This window comes from Alteromonas sp. M12 (genome assembly GCF_037478005.1).
In the GTDB taxonomy this organism is placed as follows: Bacteria; Pseudomonadota; Gammaproteobacteria; order Enterobacterales; family Alteromonadaceae; genus Aliiglaciecola; species Aliiglaciecola lipolytica_A.
Window position 1 is genome coordinate 2,329,003 of the sequence record NZ_CP144164.1, and the last position, 17,780, is coordinate 2,346,782.

Here is a 17,780-nt window from a genome sequence, read left to right on the forward strand (position 1 = left end):
CATAAATAGACAAAAAAACATATCTGCTTGACAACTTAGTGCATATAGTTATCATGGTAACTATATTGTTTTGATTAAGGACTGCTCTGTGCATTGTATCTTTGCCACCATTACACCAAAGCCCCAATATTTTAAATATGCAAAAAAAGCTATCCTTGGAATATTAGGGGCTACTCGAAAAGAAGAAGGCTGCTTGCAATTTGACGTCCACACAAATCAAAGTGAAACACAGCTATTTTTATATGAACAATGGCAGGATGAAAGTGCCCTTGAACAACATTATCAGCAAGATTATACAAAACAGGTGTTTACTGCTTATCAAGACTGGTTAGCTGAGCCTGTTGAGATAAAAACCATAGCTTTGCTTAAATAATGGTAGAAGTTTAAAAGTATGTTTTTTCTAAAAGAGCTACCGACTCAAGCAATGATAAACCGCTACAGTGAAGATTACTTTCCTGAGCGAAGTGAAGATGTCGCTAAAAAATTGCAAGGACTGCGAGAATACAGCACTTTGATTCGAAAATTAGAGGACTACTTTGCTAGCCACAACCTTTCTCAATTACGATTTTTAGTCATGATGGTGATTGATCGTGAGCCGGATCGTGATCACCTCCTTGCCCATGAAATAACAGAAAGGTTAGATGTATCAAAGCCGGTATTGAGTCGAGCCATAAAGAAGCTTATTGCAGCCTCGTTATTGTCTTCCAAAAAGGATAAGCAAGATGCAAGGGCAGTTTTGCTATCTTTGACTCCAACAAGTAAAGAATTACTGAGGTCAATATTGCCCGGCTATTTTGACATTCTGAGTGCTCAAAGCCACTCGGTGTAGATAAAACCGTTATTCGTTTATGTAAGTTTTGGGCTTGTAGTAGCACATGTCCAAGTTACCGTTACCCTTAAAGTGAAAGAATTCACTTTCTAAACCACGAGCGCTTTGTAAACGCTTTTGGAAGGCGTCAGAGTCCTGTTTTTGTATTTCAATTTTAATGCGCTCTTCAGGGGCAATATTTTCTGCCATTTTAATCCAATGTATTTTACTACGCTGCTCAGCTTGTACGATAACGCCACTCGCTTCATTGACACTTGCCCGTTTTAAGGATTGCAAGGCAGGCATGCCATAGATAACCTGACCAAAGGAGCTCATGTTTCGATCTAGGTGTCGAGTAGCTTGGCCAATGACCATATAAAAATGGGTAGTGGCTGAGTCTTTATTTACATCCCTGGCCATGGCTACATTACCTGGGCAGTGAAGAAGCCACTCTTCTTTACTTTGTAAATCTCGACCGGCAGGAAATTCATGTAAATAGCCAGTTTCAGGTGCCATGAAATCATTTTTTTGTTCCAGTTGAAAGGCACTAATGGGGGGAATAGGGCGGGTAAACTCTGCCTTTAATGGACTATTAAATTGAGTTGGTTTTTTATCCTCAAGATCACCTGCTTGGGCAACAAAACCGTCTATCACCCGATAAAAGTCTAAGCCGTCGTAATAACCTTGGTTCACTAAGTTTTTAAACCGCGTAACATGATTAGGCGCAATAAATGGTGCAAGCTCGATGATCACTAATCCTTCGTCAGTTTGCATATAAACTTGGTTTTCTAATCTAGGTGCACGCCATTCTGTTTGGACTTTACTCAAAGCTGAACAAGAAAAGAATGCAACAACGATTAAAAGTGTAGTGAAAGGTTTCATGGTTATTCCTTGTATAAAAAAGCCCGTTAATGACTACATTAACGGGCTTTGTTTAATCCGTAAACTTAATTAGGTTTTTGGCTATTTTACTTCGACCCCAGCGGCTTGCTTGTCAGCATGATAACTGGAACGCACCATAGGTCCGCAGGCTGCGTGAGTAAATCCAATGCTGTGAGCATAGTCACCTAATTCGTCAAATTCAGACGGGTGTACATAACGTTTTAAAGGGTAATGGTGTTTGCTAGGTTGCAGATATTGTCCCAACGTAAGCATATCAACATTGTGAGCACGCAAATCGTCTAACACTAAGCTTATCTCTTGCTTGTCTTCACCCATTCCCATCATTAAGCCTGATTTAGTCGGGATCTCAGGATGTTGTTCTTTGAATTTTTTGAGAAGATCGAGTGACCACTGATAGTTTGCCCCTGGACGACATTCTCGATAAAGACGAGGTATGGTTTCCAAGTTATGATTAAACACGTCTGGCACACCTTGTTTAAATATTTCTAGTGCGCGATCCATACGGCCACGAAAGTCGGGTACCAGTACTTCAATTTTGGTCGATGGGCTGTGTTCACGAATAGCATTAATACAATCGACAAAATGTTGAGCACCGCCATCACGCAAATCATCACGGTCAACAGACGTAATGACCACGTACTTTAATCCCATCTCAGCAATGGTTTTAGCAAGTTTAATCGGTTCTTCTGCACTTGGAGGTAAAGGCTTTCCGTGGGCAACGTCACAAAATGGACAACGTCTGGTACAGATATCACCCAAAATCATAAAGGTAGCTGTACCATGGTTGAAACACTCCGCTAAGTTAGGGCAGCTTGCTTCTTCACATACAGAATACAGATTATTTTTGCGCAGGGTTTGTTTGATGTGATCAATTTTTTCCGTTGTACGGGGTAATTTAATTTTGATCCACTCAGGCTTACGCAACATTTGTTCTTTTTCTGTGGGAACAATCGTAATGGGAATGTGTTTTACTTTCTCATCATCGCGGAGTTTTACTCCAGCTTGTGGTCGTGCGTTACTCATCAAAACCTTCTTTATATTCTTTGTGATCAATATTTAACAAATTGCAAAAGTGCTCAACCAATTTAGTGCCTGCTGCATTTACAGATTGCGGGCCACCAATAGTTGCGCAATTTATCATCTCAAGGCCAGCATAGCCACAAGGATTAATACGATTAAATGGCGACAAGTCCATGTTTACATTCAATGCTAAGCCGTGAAATGAGCAGCCTTTACGTATACGTAGCCCAACTGAGCAGACTTTCTTTTCGTCAACATATACCCCAGGAGCGTCAGCTTTAGGATAAGCGTTGATTGCATAATCCTGCAAAGTATTCACAACACAGCTTTCAAGGGCAGTTACCAAGTTCCTTACACCAAGCTTACGCCGCTTAATGTCCAACAAAACATACATAGTTTGCTGACCTGGACCGTGATAAGTAACCTGTCCACCTCGGTCGACTTTCACCACGGGGATATCCCCAGGTGCTAATAAGTGTTCTTCTTTACCAGCCTGACCTTGGGTAAACACAGGTAAGTGTTCAACTAACCATATTTCATCTGCAACAGTTGCGTCTCGAGAATCGGTAAAATCTTGCATTGCCTGCCAGATGGGCTGATAACTTTGTTTACCTAATTGACGAACAACTAAAGACATATTACGCAAACGCCACTACCGATTTCATTACAGCACAACTCTTACTAATTCTAAGCTAGATAACTCAGTGTAAATGGTTTCCATATGTTCTTTACTAGTCACCTTTACGCTAATAGATAGCGAATGGTAGGTACCTTTAGAACTGGGTTTTACTGTTGGGCTGTAATCACCTGGTGCATGGTTCTGCAAACAAGAAATAACATCATTAGGAAGCTGCTCATGAGCAACTCCCATTACTTTGAATGTCTGCAAACAAGGAAAATCCAACAATTGATCGAATTTAGTATCCACTTTTTACTCTTCACTAATTTAGGGATTTGAATGCTAGTGAATTGACTAGTCACCAAATCCAAGTTGTAATTTTATATAATCATATGCCCGGTCAAACAATCCGCCTTCTTGCACTTCATGCAGGGCGACTAACGGGTATTCAGCAATATCTTCACCTTCTAGTTGCAAAAATAGCTTACCAACCACTTCACCTTTTGCGATGGGGGCTTCCAAACTTTTTTCTAGTTCAAAGTTTGCTTTGAGATTTTTGACCTGACCTCTAGGGATAGTTATGGGGGTGTCTTGGTTAATTCCCAAGTCTACAGTTTCTTTATCACCCATATAAATACGGTGGGAAACAAAGCTGTCACCCGCTTTATATGGCGTGACGGTTTCAAAGAAACGGAATCCATACTTTAATAATTTTTTATTTTCATTTTTACGGGCTCTTTCACTATCAGCGCCCATAACCACTGCCACCAAGCGCATATCACCTTGGGTAGCAGATGTAACTAAGCTGTAACCAGCATCAGAAGTATGACCGGTTTTGATCCCGTCTACATTTAAGCTTTTGTCCCACAACAGACTATTACGGTTATATTGTTTTATATCGTTGTAAGTAAATTCTTTCTCTTCATACAAGGCGTACTCTTCAGGAACATCATTAATTAGTGCACTGGCAAGAATAGCCATATCACGGGGAGACGTGTAATGATCCGCATCATGCAAACCATGACTATTAACAAAATGGGTTGATGTCATGCCTAATTTTTCAGCATGGGCATTCATTAAACTAACAAATGCACTCTCTGTTCCGGCAATGTGTTCCGCCATGGCCACGCAAGCATCGTTACCTGATTGAATGATAATGCCGCGATTTAAATCGTGTACTGAAACTTGCTTACCGACTTCAATAAACATTTTCGATGAATCTGGAAAGTTTTTGGCCCACGCATTTTCAGATACCGTCACCATATCGGATTCTGAAATATTACCTAACTTGAGTTCATTACCGATAACATAACTGGTCATCATTTTAGTTAAACTTGCTGGAGCAAGTTGTATATCCGCATTTAGTTCTGCAATCACATGACCGGTATTATGATCGATCAACAAGAAGCCTTTAGCGGCAACGGTCGGAGGAGGGGGGATGACTACAGCTGAAAATGCACTAACCGAAAATACGGCTGTGCTTACTGAGCAAAACAACCCGAAAAAAATAGACTTAATATTGTTCATTGACCTACCATTATTATTAATCTTTTAAAAAGTGTTTCTTGAGCGGTGCGTAATATATCATTTCTGCCAATCACTTTCGTGAAAAATATCTTCAAGTTCGTTTAATCGTTTAGATTTTATGGCGGACGACATATTTGGCTCAACAATAGACGCATGGGTATTCACTAAATATCCACAATTCCCTTAATTACAACTCATGTTACGACCACTAAAAGTTAAAAAAAGTTTAACTTGTTTTTCAACTCAGTATACAACTTCATTAGGGGGTCATAGTCGTTTGGCTGTATATGCGAAAGGCACTGTTATAGCCATCTAATTTTAATTGTTGCAAAAGTTGTTCTGCATGATTTTCATCATCCAAAGGACCTAAATGCAATCTGAATAGACCATTTTCGTTTGGTGTGTTGACGGATACTTGATACTGGCTTTGAAGACCTTGAGCTAATGCTTGTACTTTTGTTGCATCTTGTAAAGCCGCAACTTGGATAAATAGCTGGTTATCTGCTTTTGCTGATGCTATTTCAGACGCTGATGGCGCTGGTGTATTACCTACAGTCAGCATGCCATTTTGATCCACGTGCATTACTTCTACTTTCACATGAGCCGTTCCGGTATCTAACACGCCAATTTTCATCGCTGCTGCATAAGATAAATCGATGATACGATTGTGATGGAATGGCCCTCGGTCATTGACTCGTACCACAGCAATTTTACCATTTTCTATGTTTGTCACTTTGACGATCGATGGCAGCGGTAGGGTTTTATGGGCGGCACTCATGGCAAACATATTGTAGACTTCGCCGTTAGCGGTTAAATGGCCGTGGAACTTCTGTCCGTACCAAGATGCAATACCTTGTTTAACGTAGCCTTTTCCTGTTGTAAGAGGTTTATAATATTTGCCTAAAACAGTGTACGGTCGCATCGATGCGGCAAGATATGGTTCGTATTTAGGCTGCACATCACGAAAATCAATATCTCGACTAATCGTTTTTGGTTTTGAATCTGAATGCTGGCTATAACGACCTGTATTACTACAAGACGCAATTAGCGCACAAAGTATCAAACAACCAATTATTCTCATTTTAATTCCATTGCTTGTTGTAGCTGTTGACTAAACTGAAATACTGCCATGGCATATAATGGGCTGTGATTATAGCGAGTTATCGTGTAAAAGTTAGGTAGTCCTACCCAATACTCAGTATTATCAGGTTGTTCAAATGCGAGTAATTTCACGCTTTGTTGTGCTGATAAGGAAGTTTTGTCATCTAGTCTTACGCCCGCGTCACTTAACTCTTGCCATGTGTGCTTATATTTTAAGCTTTTACTGACTAAATCATCAACTTTATTACTGGATGTTGCAACTGTTGCTTTAAATGCAATAGGTTCGCCTGATTGCCATCCATGACGTTTAAAGTAATTAGCCACGCTGCCAATCGCATCTGTGGGATTGTTTAAAAGATCGCGAACGCCGTCGCCATCAAAATCTACTGCATAATGCCGATAGCTAGAAGAGATAAACTGACCCCAGCCCATGGCCCCAGCATAAGAACCTTTAACATCGGCTAAATCGAAGCCTTCTTCTCGGGTGAGTAGAAAATATTCCGCTAATTCACTTTTAAAAAAAGTGGCACGGGGAGGGTAGTAAAAACCCAGCGTATACAATGCATCTAATACCGAATATTTACCTTTATACGTGCCATAAAAGGTCTCAACTCCAATAATCGCGACAATGATTTGAGCAGGGACTCCGGTTTCTTGCTCAGCTCGTTGCAAATCCTCTTGGTGCTCTTGCCAAAAGGCTAGTCCTTTGGCAAGACGCTTTTCAGTTAGGAAAATAGGGAAGTATTGATGCCAAGGTTTGGCTTCCCAAGGTTTAGCAATGGCTTCTAAAATAGTCTGGTTCTTGTTAGCCCCGTTTAATGTTTGTTTTATAAAGTCGGGATCAAATTGATGCTTTTCAGCCATCATTGTAATGAACTCTTCTATTTGCGCATCAACTTTTGAATCGACGTCTTGGTTAGCCATTCCTTGTGTCATATTCAGGCATAAAATGGAAAACAATATACATTTTGTTAGCGCACGCATTTTCTCTCCGCTTGGAAATCAGCCCGCTTAGGCCGTTTATTTAGTTATTATTGTCTGGAAAGCAGACGTTTTTGGGTACTGATTGCCATTAGAATGCCAAATCCGGCTAATAAAGTCACCATTGATGTTCCGCCATAGCTGACGAGTGGTAAAGGCACACCCACTACCGGCAATAAACCAGAGACCATTCCCATATTAACAAATACGTAAACAAAGAAGGTTAAGGTGATGCTACCAGCTAGTAGTTTAGCGAATGCATCTTGAGCTCGCATGGCGATCATCAAGCCAACCACTATGATGTAGCAATATATGGCTAACAGCGCCAATATTCCAAACAAACCAAACTCTTCACTAAATACCGCAAAAATGAAGTCGGTGTGTCTTTCCGGTAGAAACTCTAATTGGGACTGTGTTCCTTGCAACCACCCCTTGCCGCTAACACCACCGGAACCTATTGCTATTTTGGATTGAATTATATGGTATCCGGATCCTAAGGGATCACTCTCAGGATTAAGAAAAGTCAAAACTCTCTGCTTTTGATATTCTTTCATTAGGAAGAACCACATAACTGGCGCAAAGGCCGACAACAAAAATGTGACCATTAATATCAGGCTCCAACTCATGCCCGCTAGAAATAATACAAATACGCCTGAACTGGCGATTAACAGTGAGGTACCTAAATCTGGTTGTTTGGCGATCAATAATGTCGGTACAGCCACAAATAAAAATCCGATACAAATGTTCCAGATTTTGGGGGGCAGGTTGTAGCGGCTAATATACCAAGCAATCATCATCGGAACGGCCAATTTCATTATTTCTGATGGCTGAAATCGCACAACCCCTAAATCTAGCCAGCGTTGCGCGCCTTTTCCTGACACCCCAAAAAGTAATACTGCAACCAGCATTAACACGCCTGCGATATAAAAATACACCGACATTCGTTGATACGCCAAAACGGGGATTTGCGCTAACATGAACATGACTAATAGGGCGACTCCAAGTCGAATTACTTGTCGTTGTATCAACGCCATATCTTGGCCGCCAGCAGAATATATAGTGACTAAACCCACAGCCATTAGAACTAATAGTCCAATCAACAAAGTAACGTCTATGTGTATTTTGGTGAAAATGGATTGTTTATTTGGTTCTAATTTTGTTCTTAACATAGTCAATGCTTATTGTTGTGTCTGATTATCGGTTTCAGATTCATCGACGTTAGTTTTAACCAACTGATGCTGTTTATCTTTAAAATAAAAATCCATCACTTTTCGAGCGATTGGCGCAGCTTGGGAGCTACCTCCACCGGCATTTTCAAGTGCGACAGCAATGCTAATTTGCGGATCATCATAAGGCGCAAAACCGATATACATCGCGTTATCCCTATGTTTTTCTGCTAACTTTTCAGCGTCATATTTTGCATCTTGTGCAATAGACACAACTTGAGCAGTACCGGTCTTGCCAGCAGGCTCATAATTAACGTCTACAAAAGCGCCCCGCGCTGTACCATGAGGTTCATGGATAACTCCATACATAGACGCTAGAACCAGATCCCAATTTTCACTGTTTTTTATGGGGATGGGTTGGAGTTCTTTTAGCGGATCTAAAACCATTTCATTTTCTACAATTCTTCCTCGTAATATTTGAGGAACAATTCGTCTACCTTTATTTACCAACGTATTCACCGACTTTGCTAATTGCAGTGGCGTTGCGGTCCAATAACTTTGCCCAATGCCTACCGAAATGGTGTCGCCGATGTACCAAGGTTCGTTATAGCGTGCTTTTTTCCAACCGCGGCTTGGCATATTTCCATCTGATTCTTCATAAATATCAACTCCGGTGTAATCACCAAAACCAAACTCTGTCATGGTTTCGTTAATGCGATCTATACCGAGGTGGTAGGCTAAATCGTAAAAGAAAAAGTCACAGGATACTTCTACTGACTTTTTGACATCTACCCAACCGTGACCCCAAGGAATCCAATCTCGCCATACATGGCTAACATTTTTTAGTTGATAACGGCCATTGTCGAAAAGACGAGTTTCGCTGTCGATAACACCTTCTTCTAAGCCTGCTAACGCTAAGTGCGGTTTAACCGTTGATGCAGGCGGATATTGACCTTGTGTTGCGCGGTTAATCAGTGGTCTATCGGTTGATTGAAGTAGTTTTGAATAGTTTTTACTGCTGATACCGTGCACAAAATAATTGGGATCATAGCTGGGGTTACTATAAAGCGCTAAAACACCACCGGTTTTTGCATCTAGTGCAACCACTGAACCTCGAGTGTCGCCCAAAATGTTCTGTATTTCTAACTGCATTTTAACGTCAATATTGAGGATCAAGTCTTGACCTGGTTCAGGTGGTTGAAAGTTCAACGTACGGATAATCCGTCCTTTACTATTCACTTCTACTTCTTGATATCCCACTTCGCCATGGAGTAATTCTTCATGGTACTTTTCGATACCTAGCTTGCCTATATCATGGGTAGCAGCATAGTTGTCTTCTTGCCCGGCTTCGCTGAGTTTTTGTAAGTCTTTTTTATTGATTCTTGCTACGTAGCCCAACGCGTGAGTAAGTGCGCTACCAAAAGGATAATGACGGGTTAATCTGGCTTCAATCGACACCCCTGGGAATTTATGTTGGCTAGCTGAAAATAAAGCCACATCAGTATTCGTTAGGCGATTACGTAAGGATACAGGTTTGAACCGTCTTACTCGTTTCATATTGGCTTTAAAGTCAGAAATTTCATCTTCACTTAAATTAAGTAAACTAGTTAGTTCGGTAAGGGTTGCATCGAGATCTTCTATCTCTTCGGGAATTACCTCTAATGAAAAAACAGGTCGATTTTCAGCTAGTAGAATCCCGTTTCTGTCGTAAATAAGACCTCTATTGGGAGCAACCGGCAGCACTTTTATTCTGTTGCCATTGGAGCGTGTTTGATAGTCGGAAAATTTTGATACTTGCAGATAATATAAATTGCTTATTATTAACACCATCGCCACGCAAACCAATAGCATTGCAATGAAGCTGCGTCTTGCAAAAAGGTTGGCTTCGGCCGAATGGTCTTTAATAGTTACGCGATTAACAGCCAAAACTATTCTCGGTGATAAGGGTGATTGGCATTCACCGACCAAGCACGATATAAACTCTCAGCAACAATTATACGAACCAAAGGGTGCGGCAAGGTGAGGGCAGATAGCGACCACTTTTGTTCACTGGCTTGGATACACTCTGGCGCGAGTCCTTCAGGACCACCGATCAATAAGCTCACGTCTCTGCCATCCATTTGCCAAGCGGCAAGGTTTTGCGCCAAATCAGTTGTGGTCAAGGCTTTTCCTGTTACTTCAAGGGTGACAACTTTGTTACCTTTGGGTATTGAATTTAAGGTAAGTTCCCCTTCTTTTTGCAAAATCCGTTTAATATCTGCATTTTTGCCTCGTTTCCCTGCAGGAATTTCGGTTAAGGTTAACGATAAATCGCCGTTAAAACGGCGCTCATATTCTCGATAACCTGTTTCCACCCACGAGGGCATTTTGGTGCCTACTGCTATCAGTTGAATGCGCATTAGAACTAATTTCCTAGATTGAGTTTAGTCGCTATGCCCAAAGCTTTTCTAACTGATAGAAATCACGAGTCTGATCTTGCATTACATGCACTACAATTTCACCAAGATCTACTAACACCCATTCGCCTTCGGCTTGACCTTCGATGCTGAGAGGCGGATGGCCCGCTTTCTTAGTTTCGTAAACTACATTTTGTGCAATTGACGCCACATGACGTTTCGAATTCCCCGAGCAAACCAACATAGTGTCGGTTACTGTAGACTTGCCTTTTACATCAATATCAACGATGTCTCTGGCCTTAAGGTCTTCGATTTTATCGATTACAAATTTTTTGAATTCGTCGCTTTCCAATTGTGTTCCTCTTAAAACGTTTTCTCAACGTGAATTGTATCAGAAATAATAACAAACTAGCATAGCTATCTATTACTTCAATTATAAAGGGGTTGCAGCGTTACGCGTAACGATTGCAGTTATTCTAATGGTATAGAAGTTAAGTCAAACGGAATAAATAATAAACACAAATGACACAGCTCAACATAGGGACGCATTACTTGCGATTGTTTTATTCGTTGATCCAATATTTGCAGTTTTTGCTGGATATTGTCTAAGGTTGCTAAGGAAATCCGTTGCAAGGCACTCATATAGAACCCTTGTCTATTTTTCCATATCCGATGTTGGTTCCAATTGATCGCTTTACCTGCTTGTTTATCCGCTAGTAAGGAGCTTAAAACTTGCCATTCTCGGGTCAAAGCCCAACACACTATAGTCGGTTCTACTCCTTCAGCTTCTAATCGATACAACATTTTGACCATTCTATCAGCGTCACCTGAAAGCATGACATCGACTAATTGGAATACGTTGAATCGAGACTGATCAACCACGGATTCAATGATTTGTTGTTCAGTGACCACGCCGTTAGGATACAACAACAGTAATTTGTCGATTTCCTGTTTGGCCGCTAATAAATTTCCTTCACAATAATCACTTAGCAGTTTGATTGACTCAGGTCCGGTTTTTAAGCCTGTCTCATTCATATAACCTGCAACCCATTGCTGCAGTTGCTTGCCTTCTAGGGCAAAACAGGGAACATAAATACCTTGTTTGTCTAATGCTTTAAACCACTTAGCATTTTGTACATCACGTCCAATCTTTTGCCCGTGTATGAGTACGATAGTATCGGCATGAGAATTCGCAGCGAGTTCACAAAGCACTTTGCTGCCTTCCGTTCCCGGTTTGCCTGTAGGTAGTTCTAATTCGATAAACTGTTTTGAGCTGAACAGTGATAAAGTTTGGGTTGCTTCGATTAGGCTGGACCACTGAAATTGATTGTCTACTGTGAGTTGCTGGCGCTCGTCAAATCCTTGTTGTAATGCTTGTTTGCGTATTGCTTCAATACTCAGCATTTTTTGCAGTGGTTCATCACCAAAAACCATATAAAAACTATGGTCATTTTGTTTAACATGTTGGGCCAAGCGATTTGGATAGACCTGCATTAAAGTTCTCGGCTATCCAAACTAGGTAACATTCTGACAATGCGATCTGCGGCTTGATTACGCATCTCTTTAAGCACTAAGTCTAATTCCCGAGATTTAGCCAAAATAGCATCGGGATCATCTTGGTATTCCCGAGTAATATCAAATTCTACAATTTGCGGTTCTTTATCAGGAAAAATGACTTGCAGTTTAATGGTCAATACCAACTCATATTCCGCGACTTGGCCACTACTAAAAAGTGAAAGTAACCTTCTATCAAGGCTGTCTGGATACAAATAAATAGCAATAGTGCTGTCTTTTTGTTGCACAGGAATGTTAGCCACATAGGCTATCTGATAGAAATCGAAGTGTTCTTTCACCGCGCGTTTTAAAGGTGAATATTCCTTAGGGCCAGACAGGTAGACCTGCTGAATACCGTTTGGCAAAGGCTGTGAACCTCGCAGTTTGAAGCCGCAACCTTGTATACCAAAGATCAAAAGAAATAATAAAAAAGCACGGGCTGAAAGAGTTTTCATCTTATTAGTTTGCCACTATGTTAACTAATTTACCTGGTACATAAATTACTTTTCTAAGTGTTTTACCATCAGTAAATTGGGTTACGTTTGGTTGCTCAATAGCGAGTTCTTTAACTTCTGCTTCTGGCATGTCGGCCGCCACCGTCATTTTAGCTCGAACCTTACCGTTGACTTGTACAATGATAAGTTTTTCGTCTTCAACAAGGGCTGACTGATCCGCCTGTGGCCATGCTTCAAAAGAAATTTCACTTGTGTGTCCAAATTGTTCCCATAATTCGTGGCATATATGCGGTGTTATAGGATTCAACATAAGTACCATTGCTTGTAAACCTTCATCTAACAACGCACGATCTTGGGCTGAATCTTGAGGCGCTTTTTGTAGGTGATTTAGCAGTTCCATAATCGCCGCTATCGCTGTATTGAAGGTTTGACGACGACCTAGGTCATCGCTAACTTTATCAATGGTTTTGTGAATATGGCGACGTAGTGCTTTTTGATCAGTGCTAAGGGTTGAAACAGATAAACTTTCAACGGGTCCTAAGGCTAAATGATCTTGCACCAATTTCCAAAAACGTCTTAAAAAGCGGTTAGAACCATCTACTCCAGAATCAATCCATTCAAGCGTCTGCTCTGGTGGCGCAGCAAACATAGTAAACAAACGAATAGTATCTGCACCGTAAACATCAATGACCTGTTGAGGGTCGATGCCGTTGTTTTTCGACTTTGACATTTTGGTCATGCCGCCAAATTCAACTTCTTTACCGTCACTGGCTAATGTTGCACTAACAATTCGGCCTTTTTCATCTTTTTGAGTATCCACATCTGCCGGTGAATACCACTGCTTTTTGCCTTTTTCATCTTCGCGATAAAAAGAGTCGGCTAAAACCATACCTTGGCAAAGCAACCGTTTGTATGGTTCGCTAGACTCTACTAAGCCTTCATCCCGCAATAACTTATGGAAAAAGCGCGAATACAATAGATGCAATATGGCATGTTCTATACCGCCTACATATTGATCTACTGGCAGCCAATAGTTTGCTTGTGCTGGATCTAACATGGCTTGATCATTTTGTGCACTTGTATAGCGTGCATAATACCAAGATGACTCCATAAAGGTGTCGAAGGTATCTGTTTCACGTAGCGCAGGTTGGCCTTGGTATTCGGTTTTAGCCCATTCTGGATCCGCCTTAATAGGTGAAACAACACCATTCATCACGACATCTTCGGGTAAGACAACTGGCAAATCTTGTTCTGGAACGGGGACAGATTCGCCATTCTCCAGATTCAGCATAGGAATCGGGGAACCCCAATAACGTTGGCGCGAAACACCCCAGTCACGAAGACGGTAGTTAACCTTACGCTGACCTTTACCTTGAGTTTCTAATTCTTGACTAATTTTTTCAAATGCTTGTTCTGAGGTTAATCCGTCAAAATGTCCAGAATTAACTAATTTACCTTTTTCAGTGAATGCCGCTTCACTTAAGTCACAGGTAAGACCGCTGTTATCAAGTGGTTCAATTACTTGGGTAATATTCAGTTTATATTTTGTGGCAAACTCATAATCTCGTTGATCATGTCCTGGTACCGCCATAACCGCACCTGAGCCGTAATCCATTAACACAAAGTTAGCGGCCCAGACCGGGACTTTGATACCGGAAATAGGGTGTACTGCATACAAACCTGTTGCACAGCCCTTTTTCTCCATAGTGGCCATATCCGCTTCTGCTACTTTGGTGTTTTTACACTCTTCAATAAATGCGGCCAATTCTGGATTACTATTTGCTGCTGCTAGGGCAATAGGGTGAGTCGCCGCAATACCAACATAAGTCACACCCAATAGCGTGTCAGGACGGGTGGTATAAACTTCAAATTCGCTGATATTATCGATTGCTTGGGCAAGCTCAAACTTAATTTCTACCCCTTCAGAACGCCCAATCCAATTTTTTTGCATAGTGCGAACTTGCTCTGGCCAGTCTTCCAACTGTTCCAAATCTTGCAGAAGCTCTTCTGCATAGTCGGTTATCTTAATAAACCATTGAGGAATTTCTTTTTGTTCAACCAAGGCTCCTGAGCGCCAACCGCGACCATCAATCACCTGCTCGTTAGCTAATACGGTATGATCAACCGGGTCCCAGTTTACTGTAGCATTTTTCTTGTAAACTAAGCCTTTTTCATATAATCGAGTGAAAAACCATTGTTCCCAACGGTAGTAATCTTGTTTACAGGTTGCTAATTCACGGTTCCAATCATAGCCAAATCCAAGAGATTTGAGCTGCTGCTTCATGTAATCAATATTTGAATAGGTCCATTTCGCAGGAGCAGTATTATTATTAATCGCTGCGTTTTCTGCTGGCAGTCCAAATGCATCCCAACCCATAGGCTGCAATACGTTCTTGCCTTGCATACGATGAAAACGGCTGATTACATCGCCAATGGTATAATTTCTAACATGGCCCATATGTAAACGACCACTTGGATAGGGAAACATCGACAAACAATAAAATTTTTCCTTACTAGCATCTTCTTCAGCTCGGAATATGTCATTTTGTTCCCAATGGGATTGTACCTTTGATTCAATTTCTTGCGGGTCGTATTGTTTGTCAGCCATTAACACGGAATTCCAAAAATAGTATATTTATCTGTTAAAAGAAGCGAAAAGGACTTCTTAATGTTATTCCTTCAAGAATACCTTAGCTAGCCGTATGCAAACAACCGGAAATGCAGTTTAGAGCAATTAAAAACGGTTAGTATGATTATTAATTAGCCGAAACTGAAATTACTAAGGGGTTTGACAGTTGACACAATTCAACATAAAGGTTTCACTGTGGCCAAATTAACTTCAAAATAGACATATGCTGCAACCTACATCACTTAGTGTTGAACAATTAACCGCAATCCCTAGTCGTCGTTTGATTAATCAAGCGCTGCGCGACGATAATGCATTGTTGGCTACATTTATCGGACAACAAAGAGCCAGAGAAGCACTGTCTTTTGGTTTGGGCATACAAGCCAAAGGTTATAACCTCTATGTTATGGGGGAGCATGCCACGGGCCGGTTTACCCTAGTTCAAGAATATATTGCCAAATCAGTAGATAAAGTCCCTACACCAGACGAGTGGTGCTACATCAATAACTTTGAAGAAGAAAGGGAACCTTTCGTTCTGCGCTTAAAACCCGGCGAGAGTAAGCTGCTACATAAAGATATGGAGGGCTTAATTGACGAGCTCTTAGATACCTTTCCTGCCGCCTACGATAACCCTGGATACCAACGTAAAAAAGCGGCCATTGCTAGAGAGTTCGATCAACGTTATGACAGGGCTATTGATAAGGTAGAACAGTATGCACAATCTAAAAACGTTGCCTTGTTTGAAGAAAATGGCACCATAAGTTTTTCACCAATTGTAGATGACAAACCGATCACAGATGCGGATTTCACTAAATTAGATGATCAGCAACGTCAGCATTATTATCAACTAATTGACAAATTAGAGGATTATTTAAGTGAAGCTTTGTTGGAGTTGCCTAAGTGGAAACGTCAATCATCTGAACAGTTACGTAAACTCAAGCGTGATACCGCTGAGCAAGGCATCAAACCGCTATTAAAAGACTTAGAGCACAAGTATGCCAACGAATTAGCCATTCTAAAATTTTTAAGGCAATTGAAATCCCATTTAGTCGATACCATCGTTGAATTACTTGCTGGCGATATTAAAGATGATAAGCAAGATGAATACGATAAACGTGATGTTTTAGAAGAACAATACCTACCTAATATTTTGGTATCTCATCATTTAAACGATGGGGCTCCGGTAGTTTACGAACCGAATCCCACCCATCAAAGTCTATTTGGTAAAATTGAATACACAAATGTGCAAGGTTCGATGTACACCAGCTATCGAATGATTCGAAGTGGCGCATTGCATAAGGCAAATGGCGGCTATCTTTTGTTAGATGCAGATAAAATGATTGACCAACCGTTTGTCTGGGATTCCTTAAAACTCGCATTAAAATTTGGACAGCTCAAAATGGAGTTGCCGCAACTTGACGTGGGAATGGTTAATTCTATGACGTTGAATCCGCAACAAATTCCGCTGAACGTGAAAGTGGTGTTATTGGGGTCCAGAGATTTATATTATTTACTACAAGATTATGACGAAGAATTCGATGAATTATTTCGTGTATTAGTCGACTTCGATCATGAAATACCGCTCAATAAACGTACCCTTTATGACTTTGTCGGCCGGGTACGCAATCATGTGATATCACTTGGTTTGAATAGTATTTCTGATTCGGCGATGTACCGTTTGGTCGAGTACAGTTTACGACTTGCCGAACATCAGCAGAACCTGTCTGCACGTTTTTCAGATGTGATCGAGTTAATTAATGAAGCTCATTATTTTTGCAGTTTAGAAAACTCAAGTGAAATTCAAACTAGTCATATCGAAACCGCTTTAAAGGCAAAAATTGAAAGGACAGGGCGGGTAAGTCAGGCATTATTGGAAGATATTAAGCAAGGTCAGATATTGATTGCGACCGAAGGAACCGCTATTGGCCAAGTTAATGGCCTGACGGTTCTGGAAATTGGTGACAGTGTCTTTGGCACACCTGCAAGAATCACCTCAACCGTGTACGCGGGTGCAAATGGCGTGGTTGATATAGAACGGGAGGTCGAGTTAGGCCAACCCATTCATTCCAAAGGGGTTATGTTACTTACCGGCTATTTGGGTAACAAGTATGCGCAGTATTTCCCTTTAACACTGTCTGCTAATATAGCCCTTGAGCAATCGTATGGGCATATTGATGGAGATAGCGCGTCATTAGGTGAATTAGTCGCGCTGATCTCAGCGTTAACAGAAGTGCCAGCACGACAAGACCTAGCCATTACGGGTTCAATAAATCAATATGGTGAAGTGCAAGCTATTGGCGGTGTAAATGAAAAAATTGAAGGTTTTTTCAAGCTCTGTCAACATCGCGGATTGAATGGCACTCAAGGTGTGATTATCCCGCATTCTAATCATATTAATTTAATGCTTAATAGCGAAGTAATCGAAGCCGTAAGATCAGGTGTATTTCACATTTACACCGTTGCCACTGTAGACCAAGCTTTGTCTTTGTTGACCGGTAAAGAAGCCGGTGAGCTAAATTCTAGAGGACGCTATCCGAAAGGCACTATGAATTACTTGGCGGTAAATCGCTTGTATAACATAGCTTCAATAGTCAACGGTGCAGACGGAGATTAACAACACAATG

17 protein-coding genes are annotated in these 17,780 nt (G+C 41.0%); 3 read left to right on the forward strand and 14 right to left on the reverse strand.

Translation table 11 applies throughout. The annotated features are described in order from the left end of the window. Positions 1-88: 88 nt before the first annotated feature. Positions 89-373: a putative quinol monooxygenase gene (locus tag VUI23_RS09915; protein WP_342808094.1), complete on the forward strand. Its 285-nt coding sequence runs from the start codon at positions 89-91 to the stop codon at positions 371-373. Between the two features lie 18 nt (positions 374-391). Next, positions 392-829 carry a MarR family transcriptional regulator gene (locus tag VUI23_RS09920; protein WP_216046471.1) on the forward strand — a complete coding sequence of 146 codons (438 nt, stop codon included), beginning with the start codon at positions 392-394 and terminating at the stop codon, positions 827-829. A gap of 9 nt (positions 830-838) precedes the next feature. On the opposite strand, the gene VUI23_RS09925 is transcribed toward VUI23_RS09920, so the two are convergent. From VUI23_RS09925 to leuS, 14 genes are all read right to left on the reverse strand, one after another. Continuing rightward, complete coding sequence (locus VUI23_RS09925; protein WP_342808096.1) at positions 839-1,690, reverse strand: peptidylprolyl isomerase; 852 nt, start codon at positions 1,688-1,690, stop codon at positions 839-841. An 81-nt stretch (positions 1,691-1,771) separates the two neighbouring features. After that, a complete protein-coding gene (gene lipA, locus VUI23_RS09930) occupies positions 1,772-2,734 on the reverse strand; it encodes a lipoyl synthase (protein ID WP_342808098.1) in 963 nt (320 codons plus the stop codon). Further along, complete coding sequence (gene lipB / locus VUI23_RS09935; protein WP_216046474.1) at positions 2,727-3,368, reverse strand: lipoyl(octanoyl) transferase LipB; 642 nt, start codon at positions 3,366-3,368, stop codon at positions 2,727-2,729. The genes lipA and lipB overlap by 8 nt, the downstream gene beginning before the upstream one ends. A 27-nt stretch (positions 3,369-3,395) precedes the next feature. Then, positions 3,396-3,659 carry a DUF493 family protein YbeD gene (gene ybeD, locus VUI23_RS09940; protein WP_216046475.1) on the reverse strand — a complete coding sequence of 88 codons (264 nt, stop codon included), beginning with the start codon at positions 3,657-3,659 and terminating at the stop codon, positions 3,396-3,398. 45 nt (positions 3,660-3,704) lie between these two features. After that, positions 3,705-4,877, reverse strand: coding sequence for a serine hydrolase (locus VUI23_RS09945; protein ID WP_216046476.1), 1,173 nt, complete (start codon positions 4,875-4,877; stop codon positions 3,705-3,707). A gap of 259 nt (positions 4,878-5,136) precedes the next feature. After that, complete coding sequence (locus tag VUI23_RS09950) at positions 5,137-5,958, reverse strand: septal ring lytic transglycosylase RlpA family protein (RefSeq protein ID WP_216046477.1); 822 nt, start codon at positions 5,956-5,958, stop codon at positions 5,137-5,139. Continuing rightward, on the reverse strand, positions 5,955-6,914 hold the full coding sequence (mltB, locus tag VUI23_RS09955; protein WP_342808277.1) for a lytic murein transglycosylase B: 960 nt from the start codon (positions 6,912-6,914) through the stop codon (positions 5,955-5,957). Before mltB ends, VUI23_RS09950 begins: the two co-directional genes overlap by 4 nt. A 95-nt stretch (positions 6,915-7,009) precedes the next feature. Beyond that, positions 7,010-8,128 carry a rod shape-determining protein RodA gene (gene rodA, locus VUI23_RS09960; protein ID WP_216046479.1) on the reverse strand — a complete coding sequence of 373 codons (1,119 nt, stop codon included), beginning with the start codon at positions 8,126-8,128 and terminating at the stop codon, positions 7,010-7,012. A 9-nt stretch (positions 8,129-8,137) separates the two neighbouring features. Further along, entirely contained in the window at positions 8,138-10,051 is a 1,914-nt protein-coding gene (mrdA, locus tag VUI23_RS09965) for a penicillin-binding protein 2 (RefSeq protein WP_216046480.1), read from the reverse strand. Positions 10,052-10,053: 2 nt separating this feature from the next. Next, positions 10,054-10,524 carry a 23S rRNA (pseudouridine(1915)-N(3))-methyltransferase RlmH gene (gene rlmH / locus VUI23_RS09970; RefSeq protein WP_216046481.1) on the reverse strand — a complete coding sequence of 157 codons (471 nt, stop codon included), beginning with the start codon at positions 10,522-10,524 and terminating at the stop codon, positions 10,054-10,056. A gap of 31 nt (positions 10,525-10,555) precedes the next feature. Further along, a complete protein-coding gene (gene rsfS, locus VUI23_RS09975; RefSeq protein WP_342808100.1) occupies positions 10,556-10,873 on the reverse strand; it encodes a ribosome silencing factor in 318 nt (105 codons plus the stop codon). 119 nt (positions 10,874-10,992) lie between these two features. Then, the gene (holA, locus tag VUI23_RS09980; RefSeq protein WP_216046483.1) at positions 10,993-12,015 is read right to left on the reverse strand and encodes a DNA polymerase III subunit delta; all 1,023 of its coding nucleotides are present in this window, start codon (positions 12,013-12,015) and stop codon (positions 10,993-10,995) included. Further along, positions 12,015-12,530, reverse strand: a complete 516-nt coding sequence (gene lptE / locus VUI23_RS09985) for an LPS assembly lipoprotein LptE (RefSeq protein WP_342808102.1) — start codon at positions 12,528-12,530, stop codon at positions 12,015-12,017. The genes holA and lptE overlap by 1 nt, the downstream gene beginning before the upstream one ends. 4 nt (positions 12,531-12,534) lie before the next feature. Then, entirely contained in the window at positions 12,535-15,138 is a 2,604-nt protein-coding gene (gene leuS / locus VUI23_RS09990; RefSeq protein ID WP_303499839.1) for a leucine--tRNA ligase, read from the reverse strand. A 244-nt stretch (positions 15,139-15,382) separates the two neighbouring features. Here leuS and VUI23_RS09995 point away from each other — a divergent pair, with 244 nt between their 5' ends. After that, on the forward strand, positions 15,383-17,770 hold the full coding sequence (locus tag VUI23_RS09995; RefSeq protein ID WP_342808104.1) for an ATP-binding protein: 2,388 nt from the start codon (positions 15,383-15,385) through the stop codon (positions 17,768-17,770). Positions 17,771-17,780: the final 10 nt, after the last annotated feature.

What these genes read in the sequence shown, in the direction of transcription:
- VUI23_RS09920 (WP_216046471.1), top strand. Translation starts at nt 392, where the DNA reads ATGTTTTTTCTAAAAGAGCTACCGACTCAAGCAATGATAAACCGCTAC.
- VUI23_RS09925 (WP_342808096.1), bottom strand. Translation starts at nt 1,690, where the DNA reads ATGAAACCTTTCACTACACTTTTAATCGTTGTTGCATTCTTTTCTTGT.
- lipA (WP_342808098.1), bottom strand. Translation starts at nt 2,734, where the DNA reads ATGAGTAACGCACGACCACAAGCTGGAGTAAAACTCCGCGATGATGAG.
- lipB (WP_216046474.1), bottom strand. Translation starts at nt 3,368, where the DNA reads ATGTCTTTAGTTGTTCGTCAATTAGGTAAACAAAGTTATCAGCCCATC.
- VUI23_RS09945 (WP_216046476.1), bottom strand. Translation starts at nt 4,877, where the DNA reads ATGAACAATATTAAGTCTATTTTTTTCGGGTTGTTTTGCTCAGTAAGC.
- VUI23_RS09950 (WP_216046477.1), bottom strand. Translation starts at nt 5,958, where the DNA reads ATGAGAATAATTGGTTGTTTGATACTTTGTGCGCTAATTGCGTCTTGT.
- mltB (WP_342808277.1), bottom strand. Translation starts at nt 6,914, where the DNA reads ATGACACAAGGAATGGCTAACCAAGACGTCGATTCAAAAGTTGATGCG.
- rodA (WP_216046479.1), bottom strand. Translation starts at nt 8,128, where the DNA reads ATGTTAAGAACAAAATTAGAACCAAATAAACAATCCATTTTCACCAAA.
- rlmH (WP_216046481.1), bottom strand. Translation starts at nt 10,524, where the DNA reads ATGCGCATTCAACTGATAGCAGTAGGCACCAAAATGCCCTCGTGGGTG.
- holA (WP_216046483.1), bottom strand. Translation starts at nt 12,015, where the DNA reads ATGCAGGTCTATCCAAATCGCTTGGCCCAACATGTTAAACAAAATGAC.
- lptE (WP_342808102.1), bottom strand. Translation starts at nt 12,530, where the DNA reads ATGAAAACTCTTTCAGCCCGTGCTTTTTTATTATTTCTTTTGATCTTT.
- leuS (WP_303499839.1), bottom strand. Translation starts at nt 15,138, where the DNA reads ATGGCTGACAAACAATACGACCCGCAAGAAATTGAATCAAAGGTACAA.
- VUI23_RS09995 (WP_342808104.1), top strand. Translation starts at nt 15,383, where the DNA reads ATGCTGCAACCTACATCACTTAGTGTTGAACAATTAACCGCAATCCCT.